A 26,802-nucleotide genomic window follows, 5' to 3' on the forward strand; every position below is an offset into this window, starting at 1 on the left:
GCAGGCACGGCAGGCACGGCAAAGGGGCGCCCGGTCAACTTCCTTGACCGGGCGCCCCTTTGGCGTGTTCCGCGAGCGACTGGGCTCTTACTGGGCCTTCTGGCGGGCCGAGTTGTAGAGCGAGGCCGTCAGCTTGGCGACATCGTCCTGGCTGGGGCCGCCCCCCGTGGCGGCCTTGGCCAGGTCCACCTCGTCCACGACGCCGTACGTGCTGTAGTCGGCCCAGACGCAGATCGGGATCAGGAGTTCCTTCGGCCCCTTCGCGGCCGACCCGTCGTCGCCCGAGTTGGTCATCTTCATGTTCTGGCACTTCATCAGCGCGCCCGAGAACCCGGCCGGCTTCACGGCCTTGGCCTCGCCTACGAGCTCGACCTTGACGTCCGGCTGCTTATTGGTGTTGTCCTTGGCGTTCACGAACGACGCGTCGATCACCTTGGCGGGGTCGGTGATGTCGCCCCAGACACCCTGGAAGCTGAGCACCTTGGCGGCCAGCGGGTTCGAGCCGTCGCCCGACTGGTACTGCGCGCCGGTCTGCTGCGGGTTCTTGACGCCGAGAGCCTCGGCCTTCGACTTCTGGTCCGCGGTCATGGGCGTCGTCGTGTCGCCCTTGGCGGACTTCTTGTACTCATCGACCGCCGCCGGCGGAACGATCTTGTAGCCCTTCGTGCTCGCCGACACGTCGCTGTTGCTCGCGCCGCCGTCCTTCGTGAGGAACCACACGCCGCCACCGATGACCGCGACCGCCACGACGGCCGCCGTAATGATCAGGCCGGTCTTCTTCTTCGGCGCCGGCGGCACGGGCTGCATCGGGCCGCCGTACGGAGGCTGCTGACCGTACGGGGGCTGCTGGGGCTGGCCGTACGGACCCTGCTGGGGCTGCTGGCCGTACGGGCCGGGCTGCTGCTGCGGGTAGCCGTAGGGCTGCTGCGGGGGCTGCTGGCCATAGGGGCCCGGCTGTTGCGGCGGCACGCCCTGGGGGGCCTGCTGAGGGTAGCCGTAGCCGGGCTGCGGCTGGCCGGGCTGCCCGTAGGGCTGCTGCGGAGGCTGCTGGCCGTACGGGCCGGGCTGCTGGGGCTGGCCGCCGTACGGGCCCGGCTGGTTGTGACTCATTGCTGGGTTCCCCCTAGGAATGCTTATCCGATCCGGACATCCTGACCGAAGCGGCGCCGACACACCGCATCGGGGGGCCCACCGTTACGAAAACTTCCCGTTTCAGTACGGGCCCGTGACACCTCTAAACTGGCCCGGTGACCGAGAACACTCAGCAGCAGAATCCAGCGCCCATCACCGAACTGCCGACCCAGTACGCGCCGGCCGAGGTAGAGGGGAAGCTGTACGAGCGCTGGGTAGAGCGCGGGTACTTCACCGCCGACTCCGGGTCCGACAAGGCCCCGTACACCATCGTCATTCCGCCGCCGAACGTCACGGGCGCGCTGCACCTGGGCCATGCCTTCCAGGTCACGCTCATGGACGCCCTCACCCGCCGCAAGCGGATGCAGGGGTACGAGACGCTGTGGCTGCCCGGCATGGACCACGCGGGCATCGCCACGCAGAACAAGGTCGAGCAGCAGCTCGCCGAGGAGGGCAAGTCCCGCCAGGATCTCGGCCGTGAGGCGTTCACCGAGCGGGTCTGGCAGTGGAAGGGCGAGTACGGCGGCCGCATCCTCGGCCAGCTCAAGCGGCTCGGCGCGGGCCTGGACTGGTCGCGTGAGCGGTTCACCATGGACGAGGGCCTGTCCAAGGCCGTCCAGACCATCTTCAAGAACCTGTACGACGACGAGCTGATCTACCGGGCCGAGCGCATCATCAACTGGTGCCCGCGCTGTCTGACCGCCATCTCGGACATCGAGGTGGAGTACCAGGAGGACCCGGGTGAGCTCGTCTCGCTGAAGTACGGCGAGGGGGACGCCACCCTGGTCGTCGCCACGACGCGCGCCGAGACGATGCTGGGCGACACCGCGATCGCCGTCCACCCCGACGACGAGCGGTACCAGCATTTGGTGGGCACGCTCATCAAGCTGCCGCTGACCGACCGCTCCATCCCGGTCGTCGCGGACGCGCATGTCGACCCCGAGTTCGGCACCGGCTGCGTCAAGGTGACCCCGGCGCACGACCCGAACGACTTCGCCATCGGGCAGCGGCACAACCTCGACTCGATCACCGTCATGGACGAGCGCGGCATCATCACGGTCCCGGGCCCGTTCCAGGGGCTCGACCGCTACGAGGCGCGTTCGGCGATCGTCGGTGCGCTCAAGGAGCAGGGCCGCATCGTCGCCGAGAAGCGCCCCTACATGCACTCGGTGGGCCACTGCTCGCGCTGCAAGACCACGGTCGAGCCGCGCCTGTCCATGCAGTGGTGGGTCAAGGTCGGCCCGCTCGCGCAGGCCGCCGGTGACGCGGTCCGTGACGGCCGGGTCAAGATCCACCCCGAGGACATGTCGAAGCGGTACTTCGACTGGGTCGACAACATGCACGACTGGTGCATCTCGCGCCAGCTGTGGTGGGGCCACCGCATCCCGATCTGGTACGGCCCCGAGGGCCAGGTCGTCTGCGTCGGACCCGACGACGAGATCCCGACGGGCGACGGCTGGCACCAGGACCCCGACGTCCTGGACACCTGGTTCTCCTCCGGCCTGTGGCCGTTCTCCACGCTGGGCTGGCCGGAGAAGACCGCCGACCTGGAGAAGTTCTACTCGACCGACGTCCTGCTCACCGGCCACGACATCATCTTCTTCTGGGTCGCCCGGATGATGATGTTCGGCCTGTACGCCATGGACGGCGAAGTCCCGTTCAAAACGGTCGCGTTGACCGGTCTGGTCCGTGACGAGTTCGGCAAGAAGATGTCGAAGTCCAACCCGAACGCGGTCGACCCGCTGGACTGGATGGACAACTACGGCTCGGACGCCGTCCGTTTCACCCTGGCCAAGGGCGCCAACCCGGGCGCGGACGTCCCGATCGGCGAGGACTGGGTCCAGGCGTCCCGGAACTTCGCCAACAAGATCTGGAACGCGACGCGCTTCGCGCTGATGAACGGTGCGACCGTCGAGGGTGAACTCCCGCCCGTGGAGCAGCTGTCGGCGACCGACCGCTGGATCCTGTCGCGGCTCAACAAGACCGTGGCCGAGGTCGACGCGTACTACGAGGACTACCAGTTCGCGAAGCTCAGCGAGGCGCTCTACCACTTCGCGTGGGACGAGGTCTTCGACTGGTACGTCGAGCTGTCGAAGACGACGTTCTTCGCGGGCGGCGAGCAGGCGAAGGTCTCCGGCCGGGTCCTCGGTGAGGTCCTCGACGTGATGCTGCGGGTCCTGCACCCGGTCGTCCCCTTCGTCACGGACACGCTGTGGACGACGCTGACCGGGGGCGAGTCCCTCGTCATCGCCGACTGGCCGAAGGACAGCGGCTTCCGCGACGAGGCCGCCGAGCGGGAGATCGAGCTGGTCCAGCAGGTCGTCACCGAGGTCCGCCGCTTCCGTTCCGACCAGGGGCTCCAGCCCGGTCAGAAGGTCCCGGCCGAGCTCACCCTCACCGGCACCGCGCTCGCCCCGCACGAGGCGGCCATCCGTCAGCTGCTGCGGCTCCAGCCGGCCGGCGAGGGTTTCCACGCCACCGCCTCGCTGCCCGTCGCGGGCGCCACGGTCGCGCTCGACCTGTCCGGCACGATCGACGTCGAGGCCGAGCGCAAGCGCCTGACCAAGGACCTCGGGGCGGCCGAGAAGGAGAAGGCGGACGCCAACAAGAAGCTCGGCAACGAGGCGTTTCTCGCGAAGGCCCCGGACAACGTGGTCGACAAGATCCGCACGCGGCTCGCCAAGGCCGAGGCCGACATCGCGCGCATCAGCAACCAGATCGCCGGTCTGCCGCAGGCCTGAGGTCGGGTGAAGGGCCTCCGGAGCACCGAGCTCCTGGGGGCCCTTTCGCGTGCGTACGGGGCAGTGCGTACGGGGCAGTGCGTGCGGGGCAAGTGCGTGCGCGGCGGGTGCCTACGGGGCAAATGCGTACGCGGCAGGTGCGCGTGGGGATGTGCGTACCAATCAGTGCGCGGGTCGGTCAGAACAGCCGGTCGCCGAGTTCCGCCCACACCAGCGCCGCCACCACCGCGTACATCGTGAGCGGCACCAGCCAGTGCGGCACCACCCGGCGCACCCAGGCACCGGGCCGGGCGACCTGACGGGTGACGTACCAGAACAGCGGGATCATCACCGCCCACACCAGCAGGCACCACGGGCACAGCGCCCCGATGACGTACAGGCACTGGCCGATCAGCCACACCGTGAAGGCGAAGCCCGCCGTGACGCCCGCCCAGATGCCGAGCCACAGCCATCGCGGGAACGCGGCTTCCGCGACCAGGGCGAGCCCCAGCGCCGCGAGGGCGGCGAACGCGCCGACGCCGAGCAGCATGGTGGGGAAACCGAGCAGATTGCCCTGCCAGGTGTTCATCACGTCGCCGCAGCTGAGGACCGCGTTGATGGTGCAGCCGGGGGAGAAGGCCGGGTTCTCCAGGGTGCGGATGCGGTCCGCGGTCAAGACGCCCGATGCGAGGGTGCCGAGCAGCCCGCCGATCAGCAGGAGCAGGGCGGTGCCGCGCGCCGGGCGGCGGGAGGAGGAGGGGGCGGGCATAGGGCCACGCTAGGGAGCCGCAGGGCCGTCGGGGGAGGGCCGAAAGAACGGGAGGCGCGTGCGACATATCACTAAATTTAGGCCGTTCGGCTTAGGCGCCCGGGCCCAAAGACCTTGGATGATGGAGGGCATGCTCACCCCGCCCTCCTCTTCCGCGCCCCGGCGCGCGGCCGCGGCTGCGCGTGCCGCGAGCGCGCGCTGGGTGGGCGAGGACCGGGCGATGGACGTGCTGATCGCGCTGAGTTGCTTCGGCCTGATGATCCTCGACGTGCCGGGTCTGGCCCGGGGTGACAACTCCCTCAACAGCTACACGGCACCCCCCGTCCTGGCGCTCGGCGCGGCCACGCTGCTGCTGCGGCGCCGGTGGCCGTGGCTGCCGTACCTGGTGGCGCTCGGCTATCTGGGGTGGCTGCACCAGCTGAACCTGGTGCAGTTCGCGCTGTACTCGCTGGGCCGCTTCCGGGGGCGCCGCGCGGGCATCCTCGCGACCTGCGGGTACATCGCGGTGGCGTACGTCCTGTTCAACCTGCCGGGCTGGCCCGACATCCGGGGCGAGACACTCAGTTCGTTCCTGGCGATCGTGGTGCCGGTGGGGGTGCTCGCGTCCGGCGTCGGCATCTCGGCCTACCGGCACGACCTCGTCCACGAGCTGGAGGTGCAGCGCGCCGAGAGCGCGGCGCTGCACGCCGTACAGGCCGAGCGGGTCTCGGTGGCCAGGGACGTGCACGACATGGTGGGCCGCGAGCTGACGATGCTCGCGGTGCGCTCCGAGGTGCTCGCGGTGCGGGCCAGGAACGAGCCGCACCACAAGGACTTCGAGGAGCTCGCCGACAGCGCCCGCCGGGCCCACCTCATGCTGAACGAGATCATCGTGCGGCGCGCCGACGAGCGGACCGCCACGCCGGGTCTCGACGGCCTGCCGGCGCTCGCCGAGGAGAGCCGCCTCGCGGGCACGCCGGTGGGTCTCGACATCGAGCCGGCCGCGCACCGGCTCTCCCCGCTGCGGCAGGCGGCGGTGTACCGGGTGGTCCAGGAGTGCCTGACCAACTCGGTCAAGCACGCCCAGGGCGAGCCGGTCGCGGTGACGATCCGGCTGGCCGCGGGAGACCTCGTGGTCACCGTGCAGAACCCGCTGCCCCGCCTGGCGCCGGTGAAGGCGCCGGTCTCCACGGGGACGGGCACGTTCTCGATGCGGGAGCGGGTGGAGAGCATGGGCGGCTCGCTGGCGACGACCCGGACCGACACCACGTACGAGGTGCGGGCGACGCTTCCGGCCGGGGCGGTCGGCTGAACGGTTCGCGCAGGACCGCGCCAGAACCGTCGGCCGGACTGTGCCGGACGCGCAACACCGCGACGGACCGCGCAGGGCCCGGGGTGGGCCCTACGTGCCCACGAGCAGCTTCTGCAGCTGGTCGAAGTCCTCCACGCACCGGCCCGCGCCCAGCACCACACAGTCGAGCGGGGCGTCCGCCACGAACACCGGGATGCCGGTCGCGGAGGCGATGCGCAGGTCGAGGCCGGGCAGCAGTGCGCCGCCGCCGGTCAGTACGATGCCGTGCTCCATCACGTCGCCGGCCAGCTCCGGCGGGCATTCCTCCAGGGTGACCCGTACCGCCGCGATGATCGCCTCGACGGGCTCGTCGAGTGCGGCCCGCACCTCGCGCGCGCCGAGCGAGAGCGTCTTGGGGAGCCCGCGCACCTTCTCCCGGCCCCGGACGGTGAACGTCCGCTCCTCCAGCTCGTCCTGGCCCGGCACCGGCCACGCCGACCCGATCGCGCACTTGACGTCCTCGGCGGTGCGCTCGCCTATGAGCAGCGAGTGCTCCTTGCGTACGTAGTCGGTGATCGCGGTGTCCAGCCGGTCGCCGCCCACCCGCAGGGACTGCGAGGTCACGATGCCGCCGAGCGAGATCACGGCGACCTCGGTGGTGCCGCCGCCGATGTCGACCACCATGGAGCCGCGCGGGTCCGCGACCGGAAGGCCCGCCCCCATCGCCGCCGCCATCGGCTCCTCGATGATGTGCACGGCCTTCGCGCCGGCCCGCCGCGATGCGTGCACGATGGCGCGCCGCTCCACCGGGGTCACCCCGCCCGGCACGCACACCACCATGCGCGTACGCGGGCGGCGCCCCGGCACGGCCTTCTTCACGAAGTGGCGGATCATTTCCTCGGCCGCCTCGTAGTCGCTGATCACACCGTCGCGCAGCGGCCTGATGGCGGTGATCGATCCTGGCGTGCGGCCGATGGTCTCCTTGGCCTCCGTGCCGACGGCGAGCGCGGCCCGGCCGCCCTCCTTCATCGCCACCACGGACGGTTCGTTGAGCACGATGCCCTGCCCACGGGCGTAGAGAAGCGTGTTGGCCGTGCCGAGGTCGATCCCTATGTCCATGATCGCCAAGTTTGCCCGGTGAGCCTGTGTGACCCGGGGGTCGAACGTCCCGAAAGGGGCGGGTCCAAGGTCCTGTCGGTACCCCTCCGTAGACTGGTCCCGTGACCGAGCAGCCCGACCCCAGTGAAGCCGACGACTTCGACGAGATCGTCGAGGCCGAGACCACCAGAGACCCCGACCTGGCGGTGATCGAGGCCGGCAGCCGCACCCTGCGCACCCACGGCGGAGCGCCCCAGGGGGACGCCGTCCCCGGCCGCCCGGCCGACCCCGAGGTCGACGCGGCGCTTCGCGCGGTCGAGACCGAGCTTGCGGGCCGCTGGGGCGAGACCAAGCTGGAGCCGTCGGTCACCCGGATCGCCGCGCTGATGGACGTCCTGGGCGAGCCGCAGCGCGCCTACCCGACGATCCACATCACCGGCACCAACGGCAAGACCTCCACCGCCCGGATGATCGAGGCCCTGCTCGGCGCCTTCGAGCTGCGCACGGGGCGCTACACCTCGCCGCACGTCCAGTCGATCACCGAGCGCATCAGCCTGGACGGCCTGCCGATCTCCGCCGAGCGTTTCGTCGAGACGTACGACGACATCAAGCCGTACGTCGAGATGGTCGACGCGCGCGAGGAGTTCCGGCTCTCCTTCTTCGAGGTCGTCACCGGTATGGCGTACGCGGCCTTCGCGGACGCGCCGGTCGACGTGGCGGTCGTCGAGGTCGGCATGGGCGGCACCTGGGACGCGACGAACGTGATCGAGGCGGGCGTCGCCGTCGTCACCCCCATCGACCTCGACCACACCGACCGCCTCGGCAACACCACCGCCGAGATCGCCACCGAGAAGTCCGGCATCATCAAGCAGGGCGCCACGGTGGTCCTGGCGCAGCAGCCCGTCGACGCGGCGCAGGTCATGCTGAAGAAGGCCGTCGAGGCGGACGCGACGGTGGCCCGCGAGGGCATGGAGTTCGGCATCGTCGGGCGGGAAGTCGCCGTCGGCGGCCAGCTCCTGACACTGCGGGGCCTGGGCGGCGAGTACGAGGAGATCTTCCTGCCGCTGTACGGAGCCCACCAGGCGCACAACGCGGTGGTGGCGCTCGCCGCGGTCGAGGCGTTCTTCGGGGTCGGCTCGCAGCAGCCCGGCCCGCTCGACATCGACACCGTGCGCAAGGCGTTCGCCTCCGTCGTGTCGCCGGGCCGGCTCGAAGTCGTACGCCGCTCGCCCACCGTCGTCCTGGACGCCGCGCACAACCCGGCGGGCGCCCGCGCCACCGCCGACGGCCTGACCGAGGCGTTCGGCTTCTCGCGCCTGATCGGTGTGGTCGCCGCCAGCGCCGACAAGGACGTCAAGGGGCTGCTCGAAGCGTTCGAGCCGGTCTTCGCGGAGATCGTCGTCACCGCCAACACCTCGCAGCGCACCATGGACGTGGACGAGCTCGCGGCGATCGCCGTCGAGGTGTTCGGCGACGAGCGCGTGGTGGTCGAGCCGCGTCTGGACGACGCGATCGAGGCGGCCATCACCCTGGCCGAGGAGGAGGACGAGTACGCGGGAGCGGGCGTCCTCATCACCGGCTCCGTGTTCACGGTCGGCGACGCCCGGCTCATGCTGAAGAGGGGCTGACCCGATGCGTACGCTCTGTGCGTCCACCCTGATCGGTGAATTCTTCGTGATCGCCTTCGCGGGCCTGGTCGCGATGAAGGACCCCGACCTGGCCACCACCACCGTGTGGACGGTGTGCGGGATCGGCATGGTCCTCTCGGTGCTGCTCTGCGGAATGCTCGGCCGGCGCGGCGGCGTCGAGCTCGGCTGGGCGCTGCAGATCGCCCTGATCGCGAGCGGGTTCGCCGTGCCGCTGATGTTCTTCATGGGCGTCCTGTTCGGCGCCCTGTGGTGGGCCTCGGTGCACTACGGCCGCAAGATCGACGAGGCGAAGGCACGGTTCGCGGCCCAGGCCGAGGCACAGCCGGGAACCTGAGGGGACGGCGGCGGGAGCCTGAGGGGACGGTGCCGGGAGCCTGAGGGGACGGTGGCGGGACCGGGTGACGGGGCCTCGGCTACACCCGGTAATCTCGGCGGACCGCACACGTTTGCCAAGGAGCCGTACACCATGACGCAGCGCACCCTCGTCCTCCTCAAGCCGGACGCCGTCCGCCGCTCGCTGGTCGGGGAGATCATCGGCCGCATCGAGCGCAAGGCCGGCTGGCAGATCACCGCCCTGGAGCTGCGCACGCTGGACCAGGACACCCTGGAGCAGCACTACGGCGAGCACAAGGGCAAGCCGTTCTACGAGCCGCTGGTCGCGTTCATGGCCTCGGGCCCGGTCGTCGCTCTGGTGGTCGAAGGTGAGCGCGTGATCGAGGGCGTACGCCAAATGGCGGGTCCCACCGACCCGATCGCGGCGGCCCCCGGTTCGATCCGCGGTGATTTCGGCACCATCGTCCGGGAAAACCTCATTCACGCCTCGGATTCCGAAGAGTCCGCGGAGCGGGAGCTGAAGATTTTCTTCCCGGGCCGCAGCTGATCGCATACTGACGCGATGTCAGCCATATAGCGCTCATGACCTGGGGCGACCGATGGAATTTCGGTCGCCCTTGGGCATATGCGGGCCGACTTCGGGAACGCATCGCCCCGACACGACGTCACCCATACTGAGGTGGACCACCGCGCCGTGTCCGCGCAGGCCGGACTACGATGGGGCCTCACGCTCTACGCACCCACCTCGCCGACCTGAGAAGCCGTCAACGCTCGAATAGGGAAGGCCGGACGCATCCTCATGGGGAGCAACAAAATGTCGTTCATCGGCCGTGACATGGCTGTCGACCTCGGGACCGCCAACACGCTGGTGTACGTCAGGGGCCGCGGAATCGTCCTGAACGAGCCGTCCGTCGTCGCCATCAACACCAACACCGGCGGCATCCTCGCGGTCGGCGCGGAAGCCAAGAAGATGATCGGCCGTACGCCGGGCAACATCGTTGCCGTGCGGCCACTGAAGGACGGCGTGATCGCCGACTTCGAGATCACCGAGCGGATGCTCCGCTACTTCATTCTGAAGATCCACAAGCGCCGGTATCTGGCCCGCCCGCGCGTCGTGGTCTGTGTGCCCTCGGGCATCACAGGGGTCGAGCGCCGCGCCGTCATCGAGGCCTCCACCCAGGCGGGTGCCCGCCAGGTGCACATCATCGAGGAGCCCATGGCCGCGGCCATCGGTTCGGGTCTGCCGGTCCACGAGGCCACCGGCAACATGGTGGTGGACATCGGCGGCGGAACCACCGAGGTCGCCGTGATCTCGCTCGGCGGAATCGTCACGGCGCAGTCGATCCGCGTCGCCGGCGACGAGCTGGACAACGCGATCATCCAGCACATCAAGAAGGAGTACTCCCTCCTTCTCGGCGAGCGCACCGCGGAACAGATCAAGATCACGATCGGTTCGGCGTACGACCTCGACAAGGACGAGCACACCGAGATCCGCGGCCGTGACCTCGTCTCCGGGCTCCCCAAGACCGTGGTGATCTCCGCGGCCGAGGTGCGCAAGGCGATCGAGGAACCCGTCAACGCGATCGTCGATGCCGTCAAGACGACCCTCGACAAGTGCCCGCCGGAGCTCTCCGGCGACATCATGGACCGCGGCATCGTGCTGACCGGTGGCGGCGCCCTGCTGCGCGGCCTCGACGAGCGGCTGCGCCGCGAGACGGGCATGCCGATCCACATCGCCGAGGACCCGCTGGACTCCGTCGCCCTCGGCTCGGGCAAGTGCGTGGAGGAGTTCGAGGCGCTCCAGCAGGTGCTCGACGCACAGCCCCGCAGGTAGCTCCGGACTCTGCCGTCCGCCGTATGGGTCACTGCCAACCCGTACGGCGGATCGTTGATATACAGATCGAAGAGATCTTGTAGATCACCCACATTCCTATGAGGAAGGCACGGCCGCCGCACGTGAGGGACACACGAGAGAGCCGGCTGCTCCTGGTGCTGCTGATCGCCGTAGCGTTCGCGCTGATCACGGTCGACATCAGAGGCGGGACGAATTCACCGGTGGACGGCGCCCGGCAGGCCGCCGCCGCGGTCTTCGGACCGGTGGAGAACGGGGTCGCGGGCGCCGTCGACCCGGTCGGCAACGCGATCGGCGCGGTACGCGACTCCGGCAAGCGCCACGACAGGATCTCCGCGCTTCAGGCCGAGAACGAGGCGCTCAAGCAGAAGCTCGGCAGCGACGCCCGCAACCGCAGCCGTCTGAACCAGCTCGACTCGATGCTGAAGACCGCAGGTGAGGGCCAGTACGGCATCAAGGCCGCGCAGGTCGTCGCCATAGGAGCGGCCCAGGGCTTCTCCTGGACGGTCACCATCGATGCCGGCTCCAACGACGGCATCCAGCGCGACATGACGGTGCTCAACGGTGAGGGGCTCGTCGGGCGGGTCACCACCGTCGGGCCCTCCACCTCGACCGTGCTGCTCGCCAACGACCCCGACTTCACCGTAGGCACCCGGATGGAGAAGAGCGACGAGCTCGGCTTCGCCACCGGCCACGGCGACCGGCCGCTCTCGGTGCAGCTGCTCAACGGCAAGGCCAAGGTCAGCCCCGGCGACCGTCTGGTGACCTTCGGCTCGCAGGCCGACAAGCCGTTCGTGCCCGGCGTCCCGGTCGGCGAGGTCGTCAAGGTCGACCCCTCGGGCGGCGACCTCACGCGCACCATCTACGTACGCCCCTATGTCGGCTTCACCAAGCTCGACATCGTCGGCGTCGTCGTCCAGGCCCCGCGCACCGACCCGCGCGACCAGGTGCTGCCCGCCAAGCCCAAGCCCACCCCGACGCCCACGGTCACCGTCACGGCCACCCCGTCCGGCAACCCGACCCCCAACGGCCAGGGCAACACCGACATCGCCAACCAGAACGCGATCGCCGACCCCAACGCCGACCCCAACGCGAAGCCCAACCCGCAGGGCAACGCCAACCCGCCGGCCGCAGCGAACGGCAACGCCAATCCGAATCCGCCCAATCCCAACGGCGACCCGAACGGCCAAGCAAACGCCGACGGCGAGCAGTAGGAGCTGATCCAGATGCGTGTCAACAGGGTCATCCTCTCCTCCGCCCTGATCGTCGTCGCCCTCGTCCTCCAGGTGAGCGTCCTCGCCCGCCTCCAACTCCCCGGCGCCGTACCGGACTTGATGCTGCTGACCGTGCTCGGGCTCGCCCTGGTCTACGGTCACCTCGGCGGCGCCTTCGTCGGGTTCGGAGCGGGACTGCTCGCCGACCTCGCGCCGCCCGCCGACCACGCCGCCGGGCGGTACGCCCTCGTGCTGTGCGTGATCGGCTACCTCGCGGGCCTCACCAAGCCCGACCACGGGCGGCTGCGCAGCGCGGCCGGCCCGATGATGGTGGTGGTCGGCGCGGCCATCGGCTCGACGCTGCTCTACGCCACGGTCGGCGCCCTGGTGGGGGACACCGCGGCCCGCCATGTCGGCCTGCCCAGCCTGCTGTTCACGGCGACGCTCTACGACCTGCTGCTCGCGCCGTTCACCGTGCCGCTGATCATGGCGATCGCCCGGCGCGCCGAGAACGACCCGCTCGCGGACACCACCGCCAACGGCAGCCCCAAGAACAACATCGCCTCCGGCTGGCTCTCCGGCGGCACCGGTCTGCGGATCGGAAACCAGCGCGGCGGCCTGCGCCTGAAGGCCGCCAGGAACAGAGCGGCCCGGGCCGGCCGCATCAAGGGCGTCAAGCGACTGTGAACCAGGGGGCCTGCAGCACATGAGCAACATCCCCGAGACGGGCCGCACCCCCCGGGTGCAGATCCGGCTCATCATCATCCAGGTCCTGGTCTTCTCGCTCCTGCTCACGCTGGGCGGGCGCCTGTGGTACCTCCAGATCCGCAACGGCCAGGAGTATCAGGACGAGGCGAAGAACAACCACGTCCAGCAGGTCGTCCAGCCCGCCGTGCGCGGCTCGATCCTCGACGCCCGCGGTGTGCCGCTCGCCGACAACGAGACCCGGCTCGTGGTCTCCGCCTCGCGCACCGACCTCTCCAAGATGCACGACCGGGGCAAGGCCGTCCTGACCCGGCTCGCCGGGGTGCTCGGCATGAAGCCGCAGGACGTCATGGACAAGGTCCGGCTCTGTGACGCCAAGACGCCCAAGCCGTGCTGGAACGGCTCCCCGTACCAGCCGATCCCGGTCACCGACAAGGCCACCACCCAGCAGGCCCTCCAGATCCGCGAGCGCTCCGAGGACTTCCCCGGCATCACCGCCGACCCGACCGCCGTGCGCCGCTACCCCGCGCCCGGCAAGTCCAACACCGCGCAGGTCCTCGGCTACCTCTCGCCCGTCACCGACGACGAGATCACCAAGGCCAAGGACACCGACTCGCCCTATCTGCGCTCCGACCAGGTCGGCCGCTCGGGCCTTGAGCGCACCTACGACAAGCAGTTGCGCGGCAAGGCCGGCGTCACCCGGTACGAGGTGGACAACCTCGGCCGGGTCATCGGCCAGGCCGAGAGCGACAAGGCGCAGCCCGGCGCGAACGTCGTCACGTCGATAGACGCACGCGTGCAGGCGGTCGCCGAGTACGAGCTGAACAACGCGATGGTCGAGGCCCGCCAGCAGTACGACAAGATCACCAACGAGAACTACAAGGCGGACTCCGGCGCGGTCGTCGTCATGGAGGCCAAGACCGGCCGCATCGTCGCCATGGCCTCGGCGCCCACCTACGACCCGAACGTGTGGGTCGGCGGGATCTCCGGCAAGGACTACCAGACGCTCACCGGCAAGGACGGCGACTACCCGCTGCTGAACCGGGCCATACAGGGTCAGGCCGCGCCCGGTTCGACGTTCAAGGTGGTCTCCACGGCCGCCGCCGTCGAGGCCGGCTACAAGTGGGACGGTGGCTACCCCTGCACCAGCTCGTACTCCGTGGGCGGGCAGGTCTTCAAGAACTTCGAGGGCGAGAACTTCGGCCCCATCTCGCTCGGCCGCGCCCTTGAGGTCTCCTGCGACACCGTCTTCTACGGGCTCGCCGACAACGAGTGGAAGAAGGACGGCGGGATCAACCCCAAGAAGGGCCAGCCCAAGGACTACTTCTACAAGGCCGCCCACCAGTTCGGCCTCGGCAAGCCCACCGGCGTGGACCTCCCCAACGAGGTAACCGGCCGCGTCCCGGACCGCCAGTGGAAGGAGAGCTACTGGACGGCCAACAAGGACAGCTGGTGCAAGACCGGTAAGAAGGACGGCAGTTACGTCGAGAAGATCGCGTACGAGAACTGCCTCGAAGGCAACAAGATGCGCGAGGGCGACTCGATCAACTACTCCATCGGCCAGGGCGACACCCTCGTCACGCCGATCCAGGAGGCCATGATCTACGGGGCGATCGCCAACGGCGGCACCATGCACGCGCCGACCATCGGCAAGGCGATCATCAGCGCCGACGGCAAGTCGGTCCAGGAGATCAAGCCGAGGGTCAACGGCAAGCTCCCCGTCACCCAGGCCACCATCGACGGCTTCAACAAGGCCCTCGCGGGCGTCGTCACCAGCGGTACGGCCGCCTGGAAGTTCCAGGGCTGGCCGCAGGACAAGGTCGAACTCCACGCCAAGACCGGCACCGCCGAGGTCTACGGCAAGCAGACCACCTCCTGGCTCGCCACCTACTCCAAGGACTACACGGTCGTCATGACGATCGCCCAGGCCGGTACGGGTTCCGGCGCGTCCGGTGAGGCCGTCCGCAAGATCTACGAGGCGATGTACGGCATCGACGACGCGGGCAACCAGGACCTCAAGCGCGCCCTGCTCCCGCAGCCCGAGCAGGCCCTGCCCAAGATCCAGCCCGACGGTTCCATCGACGCGCCGGACATCGCCGCGTACGACCCGAACGCCGGCAAGACCAAGGACAAGGCGAATCAGGCCAACGCGGCCGACAAGACCAACGGCACCAAGCAGCCCGACGGCCAGCCGCAGCAGCCCGCCAACCCCCCGGCGGACACCGCCGACAACCGCAACCCGCGAAGGGACTAGCGCCATGGCAGGCTTCTCCGTCCCGCGCTACGCCCCCAAGGAGCGCGGCGCCCTCGCCAAGCTGACCGCCCGCGACTCGGTGGTGCGCAGGCTCGACTGGCCCCTGCTCCTGTCGGCCGTCGCGCTCTGCCTCATCGGCTCGCTCCTGGTGTGGTCCGCGACCCGCAACCGCACCAGCATCAACCAGGGCGACCCGTACTTCTTCCTGATCCGGCACATCGTGAACGCCGGCATCGGGCTCTGCCTGATGGTCGGCACCATCTGGCTCGGCCACCGCACCCTGCGCGGCGCCGTACCCATCCTGTACGGCCTCTCCATCCTGCTGCTGCTCGCGGTGCTCTCGCCGCTCGGCGCCACCGTCAACGGCGCGCACTCCTGGATCGTGCTCGGCGGCGGATTCTCCCTCCAGCCCTCCGAGTTCGCGAAGATCGCGATCATCCTGTGCATGGCGATGCTGCTCGCCGCCCGGGTCGACGCGGGCGACCAGGTGCACCCCGATCACCGCACGGTGGTCAAGGCGCTCGGGCTCGCGATGGTGCCGATCGGCTGCATCATGCTCATGCCCGACCTCGGCTCCACCATGGTCATCGTGGTGATCATCCTCGGCGTGCTGCTGGCCTCCGGGGCGTCCAACCGGTGGATCTTCGGGCTCCTCGGCGCCGGCGTGATCGGCGCGATCTCCGTCGCCGCGCTCGGAATACTGGACAAGTACCAGATCAACCGCTTCGCCGCGTTCGCCAACCCCAACCTCGACCCGGCGGGCGTCGGTTACAACACCGGCCAGGCGAGGATCGCGATCGGCTCCGGCGGCCTCACCGGCACCGGGCTCTTCAAGGGCTCGCAGACCACCGGCCAGTTCGTGCCCGAGCAGCAGACCGACTTCGTCTTCACTGTCGCCGGCGAGGAACTCGGCTTCGTCGGCGCGGGGTTGATCATCGTTCTGATCGGCGTCATCCTCTGGCGCGCCTGCCGCATCGCCCGCGAGACGACCGAGCTGTACGGCACGATCGTCGCGGCCGGCATCATCGCCTGGTTCGCCTTCCAGTCGTTCGAGAACATCGGGATGACGCTCGGCATCATGCCGGTGGCCGGCATCCCGCTGCCCTTCGTCTCCTACGGAGGGTCCTCGATGTTCGCGGTGTGGGTGGCCATAGGGCTCCTCCAGTCGATCCGGGTGCAGCGGCCGATAACGGCGTAGGCCTCGGGCGGCCGGCAACGGTAGGGGGCAGGGGCGCGGGACCGGTCATGACGGGTCCCGCGCCCCTGCGTTGCGCGTCGCGCCCCTCGGGAGCCGGCGCCGGGTGCTGAGGGCGGGTCCGGCGCCCTGCCGTTCGGCGCGAAACGCGTCTAGGGTCTTTTTATGGCGGACACGAAGCGCGAGATCGAGCGTAAATTCGAGTTCCCGGAGCTCCCCGCGTCCAACGGGGACCAACCCCGGCTCCCCGACCTGACCGCGGTCCCCGGCATCGCAGGCGTCGCCGACCAGGGCGTAGTCGACCTTGACGCCGTCTACTACGACACCCCTGATCTGCGCCTGGACGCCGGCTCCCTCACCCTGCGCCGCAGAACAGGTGGCGCCGACGCCGGCTGGCATCTGAAGATCCCCGTCGCCAAGGACGTCCGCGACGAGGTGCGCGCCCCGCTCTCCGACGAGCCGCCGGCGGAACTGACCGCCCTGCTGCGCTCCCGGGTCCGCGACAGCCGGCTCGTCCCCGTCGTACGCCTGCTCTCCTCCCGCGAGGTACGCCACCTCCTGGCCGACGACGACACCGTCCTCGCCGAGCTCAGCATCGACACCGTCCGCGCCCAGGGGCTCCTCGAGGGCGCCGCGGGCACCGCCTGGACCGAGATCGAGGTCGAACTCGCCGACGGTGTCCACGACGAGAGCATCCTGGACGGCGTGGAACGGCAGTTGCGCAAGGCGGGCATCAGGCCCGCGACGAGCGCCTCCAAGGTCGCCCGCGCCCTGCGCGAGACGGCACCGGCACGGCCGGGCGAGGACAGCGAGACCGCCCGGACCACCGAGCCCGCCCCCGGCACCGCCGGCGCCGAAGTCCTTGGCTACCTGCGCCGCCAGCGCGATGCCCTCCTCGCCCACGACCCGGCCGTGCGGCGCGACCTGCCCGACGCCGTCCACCAGATGCGGGTCGCCACCCGCCGACTGCGCAGCGCCTTCAAGTCGTACGGCAAGGTCGTCGACCGGGCCGTCACCGACCCCGTCGGCGACGAACTGAAATGGCTGGCGGCCGAACTGGGTGTCGACCGCGACCGCGAAGTCCTCGACCAACGCCTTCGTTCCCATCTCAAGGCCGTGCCCCGCACCCTGCTGCTCGGCCCGGTCCGCGCCCGGCTCCGCGTCTGGAGCGCGGCCCGGTCCGCCGGCACCCGGCGCCGGACCGTCGACGTCCTCGACGGCGGGCGCTACCTCGCCCTGCTCACCGCCCTCGACGCGCTGCTCGCCGACCCGCCGCTGCGCGCTGCGGCCGCCAGGCCCGCGGCAGAGGTTCTGCCCAAGGCCGTACTCAAGGAGTACCGGCGCCTCGCGGGCCGCACCGACACCGCGCTGGCCCTCGCCCCCGGCCACGAACGCGACCTCGCCCTGCACGGGGCCCGCAAGGCCGCCAAGCGCGCGCGGTACGCCGCCGAGGCCGCGACCCCCGCGCTCGGCAAACCGGCCAAGAAGTTCGCCAAGCGCGTCAAGGCCGTCCAGAGCCTGCTCGGTGACCACCAGGACAGCGTCGTCGCCCGCGAGACCCTGCGGCTCCTGGCCGCCCAGGCCCACGCCGCCGGGGAGTCCGCGTTCACCTGGGGACTGCTGTACGGGCGTGAGGAGGCGGCGGCCGCGTGGGGCGAGCGGGAGCTGCCCGAGGTGTGGGCCCGCGCGGCGAAGGCGAAGCTCCGCAGGCGCCTGCGGGCCACCGGCTCCTGATCGTCGAAGGATCGTCCGGCGAGGGGACGACATCGTCGGGGTGATCGTCGGGCGACGGGACGGCGTCGTCGTGCGATCGTCGTGCGAGGGGTCGACATCGTCGTGCGAGGGGGCGACCCGGGTCGCGTTACGCTAGAGAGTCGCCCCCTGCCAGCCCACGAAGGTCGAGATGTCTGCCGAGTCCGTCTTCCCACAGCTCGAAGCGCTGCTCCCGCATGTGCAGAAGCCGATCCAGTACGTCGGCGGTGAGCTCAACTCCACCGTCAAGACCTGGGACGAGTGTGACGTCCGCTGGGCGCTCATGTACCCGGACGCGTACGAGGTCGGGCTGCCCAACCAGGGCGTCATGATCCTCTACGAGGTACTGAACGAGCGCGAGGGAGTCCTCGCCGAGCGCACGTACAGCGTGTGGCCGGACATGGAAGAGCTGATGCGCGAGCACAACGTGCCGCAGTTCACCGTGGACTCGCACCGCCCGCTGAGGGCGTTCGACGTCTTCGGCCTCAGCTTCTCCACCGAGCTGGGCTACACCAACATGCTCACGGCCCTGGACCTCGCGGGCATCCCGCTGGAGTCCAAGGACCGCACCATCGACGACCCGATCGTCCTCGCGGGCGGCCACGCGGCCTTCAACCCCGAGCCGATCGCGGACTTCATCGACTGCGCGATCATCGGCGACGGCGAGCAGGCCGTCCTCGACATGACGCAGATCGTGCGCGCCTGGAAGGCCGAGGGCTGCCCCGGCGGCCGCGAAGAGGTCCTGTTCCGCCTGTCGCGCACCGGCAGCGTGTACGTGCCCGCCTTCTACGACGTCGAGTACCTGCCGGACGGTCGCATCGCCCGTGTCGTACCGAACAGGTCGGGCGTGCCGTGGCGGGTCTCCAAGCACACCGTCATGGACCTCGACGAGTGGCCCTACCCCAAGCAGCCCCTGGTCCCGCTCGCCGAGACCGTCCACGAGCGCATGTCCGTGGAGATCTTCCGCGGCTGCACCCGAGGCTGCCGCTTCTGCCAGGCCGGCATGATCACGCGCCCCGTGCGGGAGCGAAGCATCACCGGCATCGGCGAGATGGTGGAGAAGGGCCTCAAGGCGACCGGCTTCGAAGAGGTGGGCCTGCTCTCGCTCTCCTCGGCCGACCACACCGAGATCGGTGACATCGCCAAGGGCCTCGCGGACCGCTACACGGACGACAAGATCGGCCTGTCGCTGCCCTCGACCCGCGTGGACGCCTTCAACGTCGACCTCGCCAACGAGCTGACCCGCAACGGCCGCCGCTCGGGCCTCACCTTCGCCCCCGAGGGCGGCTCCGAGCGCATGCGCAAGGTCATCAACAAGATGGTCTCGGAAGAGGACCTCATCCGCACCGTCGCGACCGCCTACGGCAACGGCTGGCGCCAGGTGAAGCTGTACTTCATGTGCGGCCTGCCCACCGAGACCGACGACGACGTCCTGCAGATCGGCGACATGGCGGTCAACGTCATCGCCAAGGGCCGCGAGGTCTCCGGCCAGAACGACATCCGCTGCACGGTCTCCATCGGCGGATTCGTCCCGAAGCCGCACACCCCCTTCCAGTGGGCCCCGCAGCTGAGCGCCGAGGAAACCGACGCCCGCCTGACCAAGCTGCGCGACAAGATCCGCGGCGACAAGAAGTACGGCCGCTCCATCGGCTTCCGCTACCACGACGGCAAGCCCGGCATCGTCGAGGGTCTGCTCTCGCGCGGCGACCGCCGCGTGGGCGCCGTCATCCGCGCCGTCTACGAGGACGGCGGCCGCTTCGACGGCTGGCGCGAACACTTCAGCTACGACCGCTGGATGGCGTGCGCCGACAAGACGCTGCCCGCCTTCGGCGTGGACGTCGACTGGTACACCACCCGCGAGCGCACCTACGAGGAGGTCCTGCCCTGGGACCACCTCGACTCGGGCCTCGACAAGGACTGGCTCTGGGAGGACTGGCAGGACTCACTCGACGAGACCGAGGTCGAGGACTGCCGTTGGACGCCGTGCTTCGACTGCGGGGTGTGCCCGCAGATGGACACGAGCATCCAGATCGGGCCGACGGGCAAGAAGCTGCTGCCGTTGACTGTGGTCAAGTAGCGCCACGCACGTACGGGATGCTGCCGTGAACGACCGCCCGCAGCGGGCACACGGCAGCACCGCGCCCGGCCCGCCGGGACCGCCCTTGGGACAGTGAGACCGTCGAACCATTCCGGTTTCGCCGCAGGTCTTGCCCTGGTCCTCTCGGCGGCGACGGCCCGCGCTGACATGGCTGTGCGTCAGGTACGCCCGGCCGCGCGGGTGGTGGTACGTCCTTACCGCGGTGCTCGCCGTCGCCGCGCTGCTGCGCCTGCCTGACTCTGCTCGCGCTCCACCCCTGACGGCAGGTCAAGAGGCCGGGCGCGCAACGTTCGGACCGCTGCGCGCGTCCTGGACGACATGGAGAACCGCCCGTCCCCGCAGCCCCCCGAAGGCTGCCTCGCCGTAGCGATCCGCGTACCCCTGAGGATCGTCGTCTTCGTGCTTGTCGTCCCGGTGCGGATGGCATGGGACCTGCTCGTGGTCGGTGCGAAGGCGGTGCGGCGGGTGGTGCTGGCGCCGCTGTGGCGGGCGCTGGTCGTGATCCCCTTCGGGTGGTTGTACCGGGCAGTTCTGGCGCCGGTCGGCGGGGCGGTCGGATGGGTGTTGGGCGGGGTCTGGGCCGGGTTGACGTGGGCAGCACGGGGGATCGGGGCCGGGCTCGCCCGGTTGGGCAGGGGGGTCGGGGCCGGGCTTCGGTGGGCGGGGTTCGCCCTGTTCGTGTGGCCCTGGTCCGCGCTCTGGCGCTGGGGCCTCGCGCCGTTGCTGCGGTACGGGCTGGTCGTGCCGGCGGGGTTGCTGTACCGGTACCTGCTCACTCCCTTAGGGCACGGGGCCGCCCGGCTCGCGGGGCTGGCCGGGGCCGGGCTCGCTGCCGTCGGGCGCGGGGTCGTCGCGTTCGGGGTGCTGGTGGTCGTGGTGCCCGCCAAGTGGCTGTACCGCGCGGTCCTGACGCCGCTCGGGCGGGCGGTCCTCGGCGTCCTGCGCGAACTCGCCGCGGGGATCGGGTTCGCCTGGCGGGCCGCCGGGTTCGTCTCACGGGCCGTGGGGCGGGGGATCGCGTGGCTCGTCCGGAACCTCGTCGGGCGGCCGCTGCGCCGGGTGTACGCCAGCCTGCTCACGCCCGTCGGGCACTGGGTGCGGGGCGCCGTGCGCTGGGTGTACACAACCCTGCTCACGCCCGTCGGGCACTGGGTGCGGGGCGCCGTGCTGCGGCCGGCCCGGCGGGCGCTGCGCGAGGCGGGCCTGGCCGCGCGCCAGGCGATCGCATCGGCCCGCGCGACCGTGCGCGCCGCCCGGCGTGACGCCTGGCGGGCGGTAACCGGCGGGCCGCCGCGGGAACTACCGGAGCACCGGGCGCGTACTCTGGGTAGTACAACTACTGCCTCCGGCGCGGTGCCCGCCCCCGAGATCTCCCTCAGCACAGCGGAGGGATGAGCCGGGCGGCGCACGGGCCGTGACCGGAGGGGCCCCCACAGGACGGTGGGCGGCGCTCACCGCGCCCGCCCCGCACGAGGAGAAGAACCACTGGGCAAGCGACAGCCCGAAGGCCCGCCGCCCGCACCCGCGGTGCAGCGCATCCGCCTGCGCTACACCAAGCGCGGCCGCCTCCGGTTCACCAGCCACCGTGACTTCCAGCGCGCCTTCGAGCGGGCCCTGCGCCGCGCCGAGGTGCCCATGGCGTACTCGGCGGGCTTCACCCCGCACCCCAAGGTGTCGTACGCCAACGCCGCACCCACCGGCGTCGGATCCGAGGCCGAGTACCTGGAGATCGCGCTCACCGCGCAGCGCGACCCCGAGAAACTGCGCGCCCTGCTCGACGAGTCGCTGCCCACCGGGCTCGACATCATCGACGCGGTCGAGGCCCGCACCTCCGGTCTCGCCGACCGGCTGACCGCTTCCATCTGGGAGCTTCGGCTCGACGGCGTGACCGTGGACGCGGCCGCCAAGGCGGTCGAGACGTTCCTCGCCGCCGAGAGCGTCGAGGTGCAGCGCAAGACCAAGAACGGCATGCGCACCTTCGACACCCGGGGCGCGGTCGCCGAGCTCCAGGCGCTTTCTCCGCAGGCCGATAGGCCTCTCGACGAGGCCTGTGCGATACTGCGGCTGGTAGTACGGCACCTGACACCTGCCGTACGACCCGACGACGTCCTGTCCGGTCTCCGAGCTGTGGCCGACCTGGCGCCGCCAGTCCCCGCAGCGGTGACCCGGCTGGCGCAGGGGCTCTTCGACGAGGAGTCCGGCACGGTGACCGACCCGCTCGCGCCCGACCGCGAGGCAGCCCCGGCCGCTCCACAAACGGCCGCCGGGACCGTCTCTGCGACGGCGCCGGAAGGTCCCGCCGCGTAAGGGCGGTCGTCGAAGCGCAGCCCTGGCACTCGGGAGCCACCTGGGTCGGGCCGCGCACTGACCTAAAAGACTTTCGCCAGGCCGTGCGTACATCGCGCAGGGAACCGGCGAGCCAGACATATCAGCTCCCGTGCGGCGCCCGCGCCCCGGACGGCGGCACCCGCGCACATCACGCGGTACGTGCCGCCGGATCGGAACAGGCGCGGCGCCCGGGAGCGTGACGGGAGCTACGCCCGCATGCTTGAGCAGAACGAACCCGGTACGGCCGGGGACAACCACACCAACGACCAGAACAGCCCCAGCGACACGCTGCCGCCGCGCCGCAGGCGCCGCGCGGCGTCGCGGCCCGCCGGCCCCCCGGTCGGCGCACAGGGCACCGAGTCCGCGGCGTCCGCCGCGGAGCAGAACGCCCAGCAGACCCCACAGCAGACCACCGCGCAGGCCGCACCGGCCGCCGACGAGGCCGCCGCTCCGGCGCCGCGCACCCGTCGCCGTGCTACCCGCACCGCGACCGCGCCGGCCACGGCGCAGGCCGCCGAGCAGCAGGCCGAGGCCCCGGCACCGGCCGCCGCGGAGACCCCGGTCGCCGACGCGAGCCCCGAGGCGCCCGCGCCGCGCACTCGCCGCCGTGCCACCCGCAAGGCCACCGCCCCCGTGGGCGCGCCGCAGGCCGCCGAGGAGATCGTCGAGGCCGCGCCCGCGCCGGTCGCAGCCGAGGTTGCCGAGGCCGCCGCCGAGGAGCCCGCGCCGCGCGCTCGCCGCCGTGCCACCCGTAAGGCGACGGCCCCCGCCGGCGCGCCGCAGGCCGCCGAGGAGATCGAGGTCGTCGAGGCCCCGGTCGCCGCCGCCACGCCCGAGAGCGTCGCGGAGGAGCCCGCCGAGGAGCCCGCTCCGCGTACCCGTCGTCGCGCCACCCGTAAGGCGACCGCGCCGCAGACCACTGTCGCGGCCCCGGCCGTCGCCGAGATCGTCGCAGCGGAAGAGCCCGACGAGGCCGCCGAGGAGGAGACCGACGAGGTCACCGCCGAGCCGCCCGCCGTCGAAACCCCCGCCGACGAGGCGCCGCGCGGCCGTACCCGCCGCCGCGCCACCCGCCAGGCGACCGCCCCCGCCGGCGCGCCGCAGGCCGCCGCCGATGAGCCCGCAAGGACCGAGGCACCGGCCGTCGCCGAGACCCCGGTCGCCGAGACTCACGCCGCGCAGACCTCCGTCGCGCAGACCCCCGCCGCCGAGGACGAGGCGCCGCGTGGCGGCCGTACCCGCCGCCGGGCCGCGCGGCCCGTGTCGACCCCGCAGTTCACTCCGGTCGAGCCGGAGCCGAAGGCCCCGGCCAAGGCCGAGCAGAAGGCCGAGGAGCCCACCGGGCGCTCGCGCCGCCGCGCCACGCGCCCCTCCGTTGCCGTGTTCCAGGCCCCGGTCTTCACCGAGCCCATGTTCCAGACGCCGGAGACTGCCGCGGCCGCCGCTGCCGCCTCCCGCGTGGAGGAGCCCGCCGAGGAGGAGGAGACGGTCGTCGAGGCCGCCGCCGAACCCGCCGCCGAGCCGCAGGGCCGCTCGCGCCGTCGCCGCCGCCGTGGCGAGAGCGCCGAGCCGGTTCAGGACAAGGCCGTCGAGGAGCCCGTCGAGGAGCAGACGGAGGAGGCCGCCGAGGCCGAGGCCGAGGCCGACGTGGACTCCGACGACGGCGACGACGACCGTCCCTCGCGCCGCCGTCGCCGGGGCGGCCGTCGCCGTCGCCGCGGCGAGGCCCCCGAGGCGGACGACGCCGCGGAGGAGCAGGCGTACGAGCCCGCCGAGCAGGCCGAGGACGCCGAGTCCGAGGAGTCCGAGGACGCGGACGACGAGCACGAGGACGACGAGACGGACGGCACGCCGTCCGCCGCCGGCACCAGCAGCAGCCGTCGCCGTCGCCGCCGCCGTCGTCGCACGGGCGACGCGGGCCCCGAGTCGGAGCAGGGCGCCGACGACCCGGAGCGCACGGTGGTCAAGGTGCGCGAGCCGCGCCCGGCCCGCGAGCGCGCCGCGTCCGGCCCGTCCACCTCCACATCCTCCGACGAGGTCCAGTCCATCAAGGGCTCGACGCGTCTGGAGGCGAAGAAGCAGCGCCGCCGTGAGGGCCGCGAGCAGGGCCGCCGCCGCGTCCCGATCATCACCGAGGCCGAGTTCCTGGCCCGCCGCGAGGCCGTCGAGCGCGTCATGGTCGTACGCCAGAGCGGCGAGCGCACCCAGATCGGCGTCCTGGAAGACGACGTGCTCGTCGAGCACTACGTCAACAAGGAGCAGGCCACCTCGTACGTCGGCAACGTCTACCTGGGCAAGGTCCAGAACGTGCTGCCGTCCATGGAGGCCGCGTTCGTCGACATCGGCAAGGGCCGCAACGCCGTCCTGTACGCCGGTGAGGTCAACTTCGAGTCGCTCGGCATGGGCAACGGCCCGCGCCGCATCGAAGCCGCCCTCAAGTCCGGCCAGTCGGTGCTCGTCCAGGTCACCAAGGACCCCATCGGCCACAAGGGCGCCCGCCTGACCAGCCAGGTCTCGCTGCCCGGCCGCTACCTGGTGTACGTGCCCGAGGGCTCGATGACCGGCATCAGCCGCAAGCTGCCCGACACCGAGCGCGCGCGCCTGAAGACCATCCTCAAGAAGATCGTCCCCGAGGACGCGGGCGTCATCGTGCGCACCGCCGCAGAGGGCGCGAGCGAGGACGAGCTGCGCCGTGACGTCGAGCGTCTCCAGGCGCAGTGGACCGACATCCAGAAGAAGGCCGGCCAGATCTCGACGTCGTCGCCGTCGCTGCTCTACGGCGAGCCGGACATGACCGTCCGGGTCGTCCGCGACATCTTCAACGAGGACTTCACCAAGGTCATCGTCAGCGGTGACGAGGCGTGGGAGACCATCCACGGCTACGTCGCCCACGTCGCCCCCGACCTCACCGAGCGCCTGTCGCGCTGGACCAGCGAGGTCGATGTCTTCGCGACGTACCGGATCGACGAGCAGCTCGCCAAGGCGCTCGACCGCAAGGTCTGGCTGCCCTCCGGCGGCTCGCTGGTGATCGACAAGACCGAGGCGATGATCGTCGTCGACGTCAACACCGGCAAGTTCACCGGCCAGGGCGGCAACCTCGAAGAGACCGTGACGAGGAACAACCTCGAAGCGGCCGAGGAGATCGTGCGCCAGCTGCGCCTGCGTGACCTGGGCGGCATCGTCGTCATCGACTTCATCGACATGGTCCTTGAGTCCAACCGCGACCTGGTCCTGCGCCGCCTGCTCGAATGCCTGGGCCGCGACCGCACCAAGCACCAGGTGGCCGAGGTCACCTCGCTCGGCCTGGTCCAGATGACCCGTAAGCGCGTCGGCCAGGGCCTGTTGGAGTCGTTCTCGGAGACCTGCGTCCACTGCAACGGGCGCGGTGTGATCGTGCACATGGAGCAGCCGGCCGCCGGTGGCGGTGCGGGCAAGCGCGCCAAGAAGCGCGGCCGCGGCGGCGCCGAGCACGACCAGCACATCCACGAGCACGAGGCCCACGAGGTGCCGGACACCGTCCGCACCCTGGACGCCGACGACGCCGACGACATCGACGACATCGAGACCGTCGAGTCCGAGGCCGAGGTCGCCGCCGAGGTGGCGGCGCCGGTCGCGCTCGCCGAGCCGGAGTTCGTGCCCGACGAGGAGCTGTACAGCAGCGTCGCCGAGGCGGAGTCCGCGGCCCGTGGCGGCAGGTCCCGCCGGCGCGCCACCCGCAAGGCCTCGGCTCCGGCCGGTGCGCCGCGTACCGCGTCCGTCGAGTCCTCGGCGGCTCAGGCCCCCGCGGTCGAGGAGCCGGCGGCCGTGCAGGCTCCGGCGGCGGTGACGGTCGCCTCGTTCATCGAGGACGACGCGCCGCGCGGCCGGACCCGTCGCCGTGCCACCCGTAAGGCGACCGCCCCGGCGGGCGCGCCGGCTTCGGCCGCCGCGGAGCCGGTCGTGGTCGTCACGGAGCCCGAGCACAAGGCCGAGGAGGCGACGGCGCGGGAGCCCGAGGCCGCCGCGTCCGTCGCCGAGCCCGTCGTCGAGGAGGCGCCCGTCGCCGCCCCGCCGAAGGCGCGCCGCCGGGCGACCCGCAAGGCCACGGCCCCCGCCGGTTCGCCGTCGGGTGCCGAGGACGCCGCGGTCGTCGTGGTGGTCGCCACCCCGGCCGCCGAGGAGTCCGCCGTGGCCGAGCCCGCGGAAGCCGCCGAGGAGTCCGCTCCGGCCAAGAAGGCGGCCCGCAAGACGGCGAAGAAGGCCACCGCGAAGAAGGCCGCCACCAAGAAGACGGCGGCCAAGAAGACCGCGGCGAAGAAGACGACCGCCAAGAAGGCCGCCACCAAGAAGACGGCGGCGGCCGAGCAGCAGCAGTCGTCGGTGTCGTCCTCCACGGAGGACTGACGGCGTCGACGGAGGACTGACGGCGCGGCCGCCCGCCGCACGGGTGTCGGA

General features: G+C 71.2%; 18 protein-coding genes. 15 read left to right on the forward strand and 3 right to left on the reverse strand.

The features are described from left to right. Positions 1–87 precede the first annotated feature (87 nt). Positions 88–1,110: a hypothetical protein gene (locus AB0D31_RS07600; RefSeq protein ID WP_362718404.1), complete on the reverse strand. Its 1,023-nt coding sequence runs from the start codon at positions 1,108–1,110 to the stop codon at positions 88–90. A gap of 137 nt (positions 1,111–1,247) precedes the next feature. Between AB0D31_RS07600 and AB0D31_RS07605 the strand changes: the two genes are divergently transcribed. Further along, positions 1,248–3,872, forward strand: a complete 2,625-nt coding sequence (locus AB0D31_RS07605; RefSeq protein WP_362718407.1) for a valine--tRNA ligase — start codon at positions 1,248–1,250, stop codon at positions 3,870–3,872. 178 nt (positions 3,873–4,050) lie between these two features. On the opposite strand, the gene AB0D31_RS07610 is transcribed toward AB0D31_RS07605, so the two are convergent. Further along, positions 4,051–4,620, reverse strand: a complete 570-nt coding sequence (locus AB0D31_RS07610; protein ID WP_362718410.1) for a vitamin K epoxide reductase family protein — start codon at positions 4,618–4,620, stop codon at positions 4,051–4,053. Positions 4,621–4,750: 130 nt separating this feature from the next. On the opposite strand from AB0D31_RS07610, the gene AB0D31_RS07615 reads away from it, so the two are divergent. Then, entirely contained in the window at positions 4,751–5,911 is a 1,161-nt protein-coding gene (locus AB0D31_RS07615; RefSeq protein ID WP_362718413.1) for an ATP-binding protein, read from the forward strand. Positions 5,912–6,001: 90 nt separating this feature from the next. Here AB0D31_RS07615 and AB0D31_RS07620 read toward each other — a convergent pair whose 3' ends face one another. Further along, a complete protein-coding gene (locus AB0D31_RS07620; RefSeq protein ID WP_362718416.1) occupies positions 6,002–7,009 on the reverse strand; it encodes a rod shape-determining protein in 1,008 nt (335 codons plus the stop codon). 101 nt (positions 7,010–7,110) lie between these two features. Here AB0D31_RS07620 and AB0D31_RS07625 point away from each other — a divergent pair, with 101 nt between their 5' ends. From AB0D31_RS07625 to AB0D31_RS07685, 13 genes are all read left to right on the forward strand, one after another. Continuing rightward, complete coding sequence (locus AB0D31_RS07625) at positions 7,111–8,616, forward strand: Mur ligase family protein (RefSeq protein WP_362718419.1); 1,506 nt, start codon at positions 7,111–7,113, stop codon at positions 8,614–8,616. Between the two features lie 4 nt (positions 8,617–8,620). After that, positions 8,621–8,971: a DUF4233 domain-containing protein gene (locus AB0D31_RS07630; RefSeq protein ID WP_362718422.1), complete on the forward strand. Its 351-nt coding sequence runs from the start codon at positions 8,621–8,623 to the stop codon at positions 8,969–8,971. Positions 8,972–9,103: 132 nt separating this feature from the next. Beyond that, positions 9,104–9,517, forward strand: coding sequence for a nucleoside-diphosphate kinase (ndk, locus tag AB0D31_RS07635; RefSeq protein WP_362718425.1), 414 nt, complete (start codon positions 9,104–9,106; stop codon positions 9,515–9,517). A gap of 267 nt (positions 9,518–9,784) precedes the next feature. Further along, on the forward strand, positions 9,785–10,804 hold the full coding sequence (locus AB0D31_RS07640) for a rod shape-determining protein (RefSeq protein ID WP_053727412.1): 1,020 nt from the start codon (positions 9,785–9,787) through the stop codon (positions 10,802–10,804). 122 nt (positions 10,805–10,926) lie between these two features. Then, positions 10,927–12,036, forward strand: a complete 1,110-nt coding sequence (mreC, locus tag AB0D31_RS07645) for a rod shape-determining protein MreC (RefSeq protein ID WP_362718428.1) — start codon at positions 10,927–10,929, stop codon at positions 12,034–12,036. Positions 12,037–12,048: 12 nt separating this feature from the next. Next, positions 12,049–12,723 carry a rod shape-determining protein MreD gene (mreD, locus tag AB0D31_RS07650; RefSeq protein ID WP_362718431.1) on the forward strand — a complete coding sequence of 225 codons (675 nt, stop codon included), beginning with the start codon at positions 12,049–12,051 and terminating at the stop codon, positions 12,721–12,723. 19 nt (positions 12,724–12,742) lie between these two features. Then, positions 12,743–14,995, forward strand: coding sequence for a penicillin-binding protein 2 (gene mrdA / locus AB0D31_RS07655; RefSeq protein WP_362718433.1), 2,253 nt, complete (start codon positions 12,743–12,745; stop codon positions 14,993–14,995). 4 nt (positions 14,996–14,999) lie between these two features. Then, entirely contained in the window at positions 15,000–16,193 is a 1,194-nt protein-coding gene (gene rodA / locus AB0D31_RS07660; RefSeq protein WP_362718436.1) for a rod shape-determining protein RodA, read from the forward strand. A gap of 162 nt (positions 16,194–16,355) precedes the next feature. After that, entirely contained in the window at positions 16,356–17,924 is a 1,569-nt protein-coding gene (locus tag AB0D31_RS07665) for a CYTH and CHAD domain-containing protein (RefSeq protein ID WP_362718438.1), read from the forward strand. 169 nt (positions 17,925–18,093) lie between these two features. Next, positions 18,094–20,019 carry a TIGR03960 family B12-binding radical SAM protein gene (locus AB0D31_RS07670; protein ID WP_362718441.1) on the forward strand — a complete coding sequence of 642 codons (1,926 nt, stop codon included), beginning with the start codon at positions 18,094–18,096 and terminating at the stop codon, positions 20,017–20,019. Positions 20,020–20,358: 339 nt separating this feature from the next. Continuing rightward, positions 20,359–21,435, forward strand: coding sequence for a hypothetical protein (locus AB0D31_RS07675; protein ID WP_362718444.1), 1,077 nt, complete (start codon positions 20,359–20,361; stop codon positions 21,433–21,435). A 132-nt stretch (positions 21,436–21,567) separates the two neighbouring features. Further along, positions 21,568–22,347 carry a TIGR03936 family radical SAM-associated protein gene (locus tag AB0D31_RS07680; protein WP_362718447.1) on the forward strand — a complete coding sequence of 260 codons (780 nt, stop codon included), beginning with the start codon at positions 21,568–21,570 and terminating at the stop codon, positions 22,345–22,347. Between the two features lie 237 nt (positions 22,348–22,584). Beyond that, the gene (locus tag AB0D31_RS07685; RefSeq protein WP_362718449.1) at positions 22,585–26,751 is read left to right on the forward strand and encodes an Rne/Rng family ribonuclease; all 4,167 of its coding nucleotides are present in this window, start codon (positions 22,585–22,587) and stop codon (positions 26,749–26,751) included. Positions 26,752–26,802 lie beyond the last annotated feature (51 nt).

The sequence above is a fragment of the Streptomyces sp. NPDC048361 genome (genome assembly GCF_040651795.1).
In the GTDB taxonomy this organism is placed as follows: Bacteria; Actinomycetota; Actinomycetes; order Streptomycetales; family Streptomycetaceae; genus Streptomyces.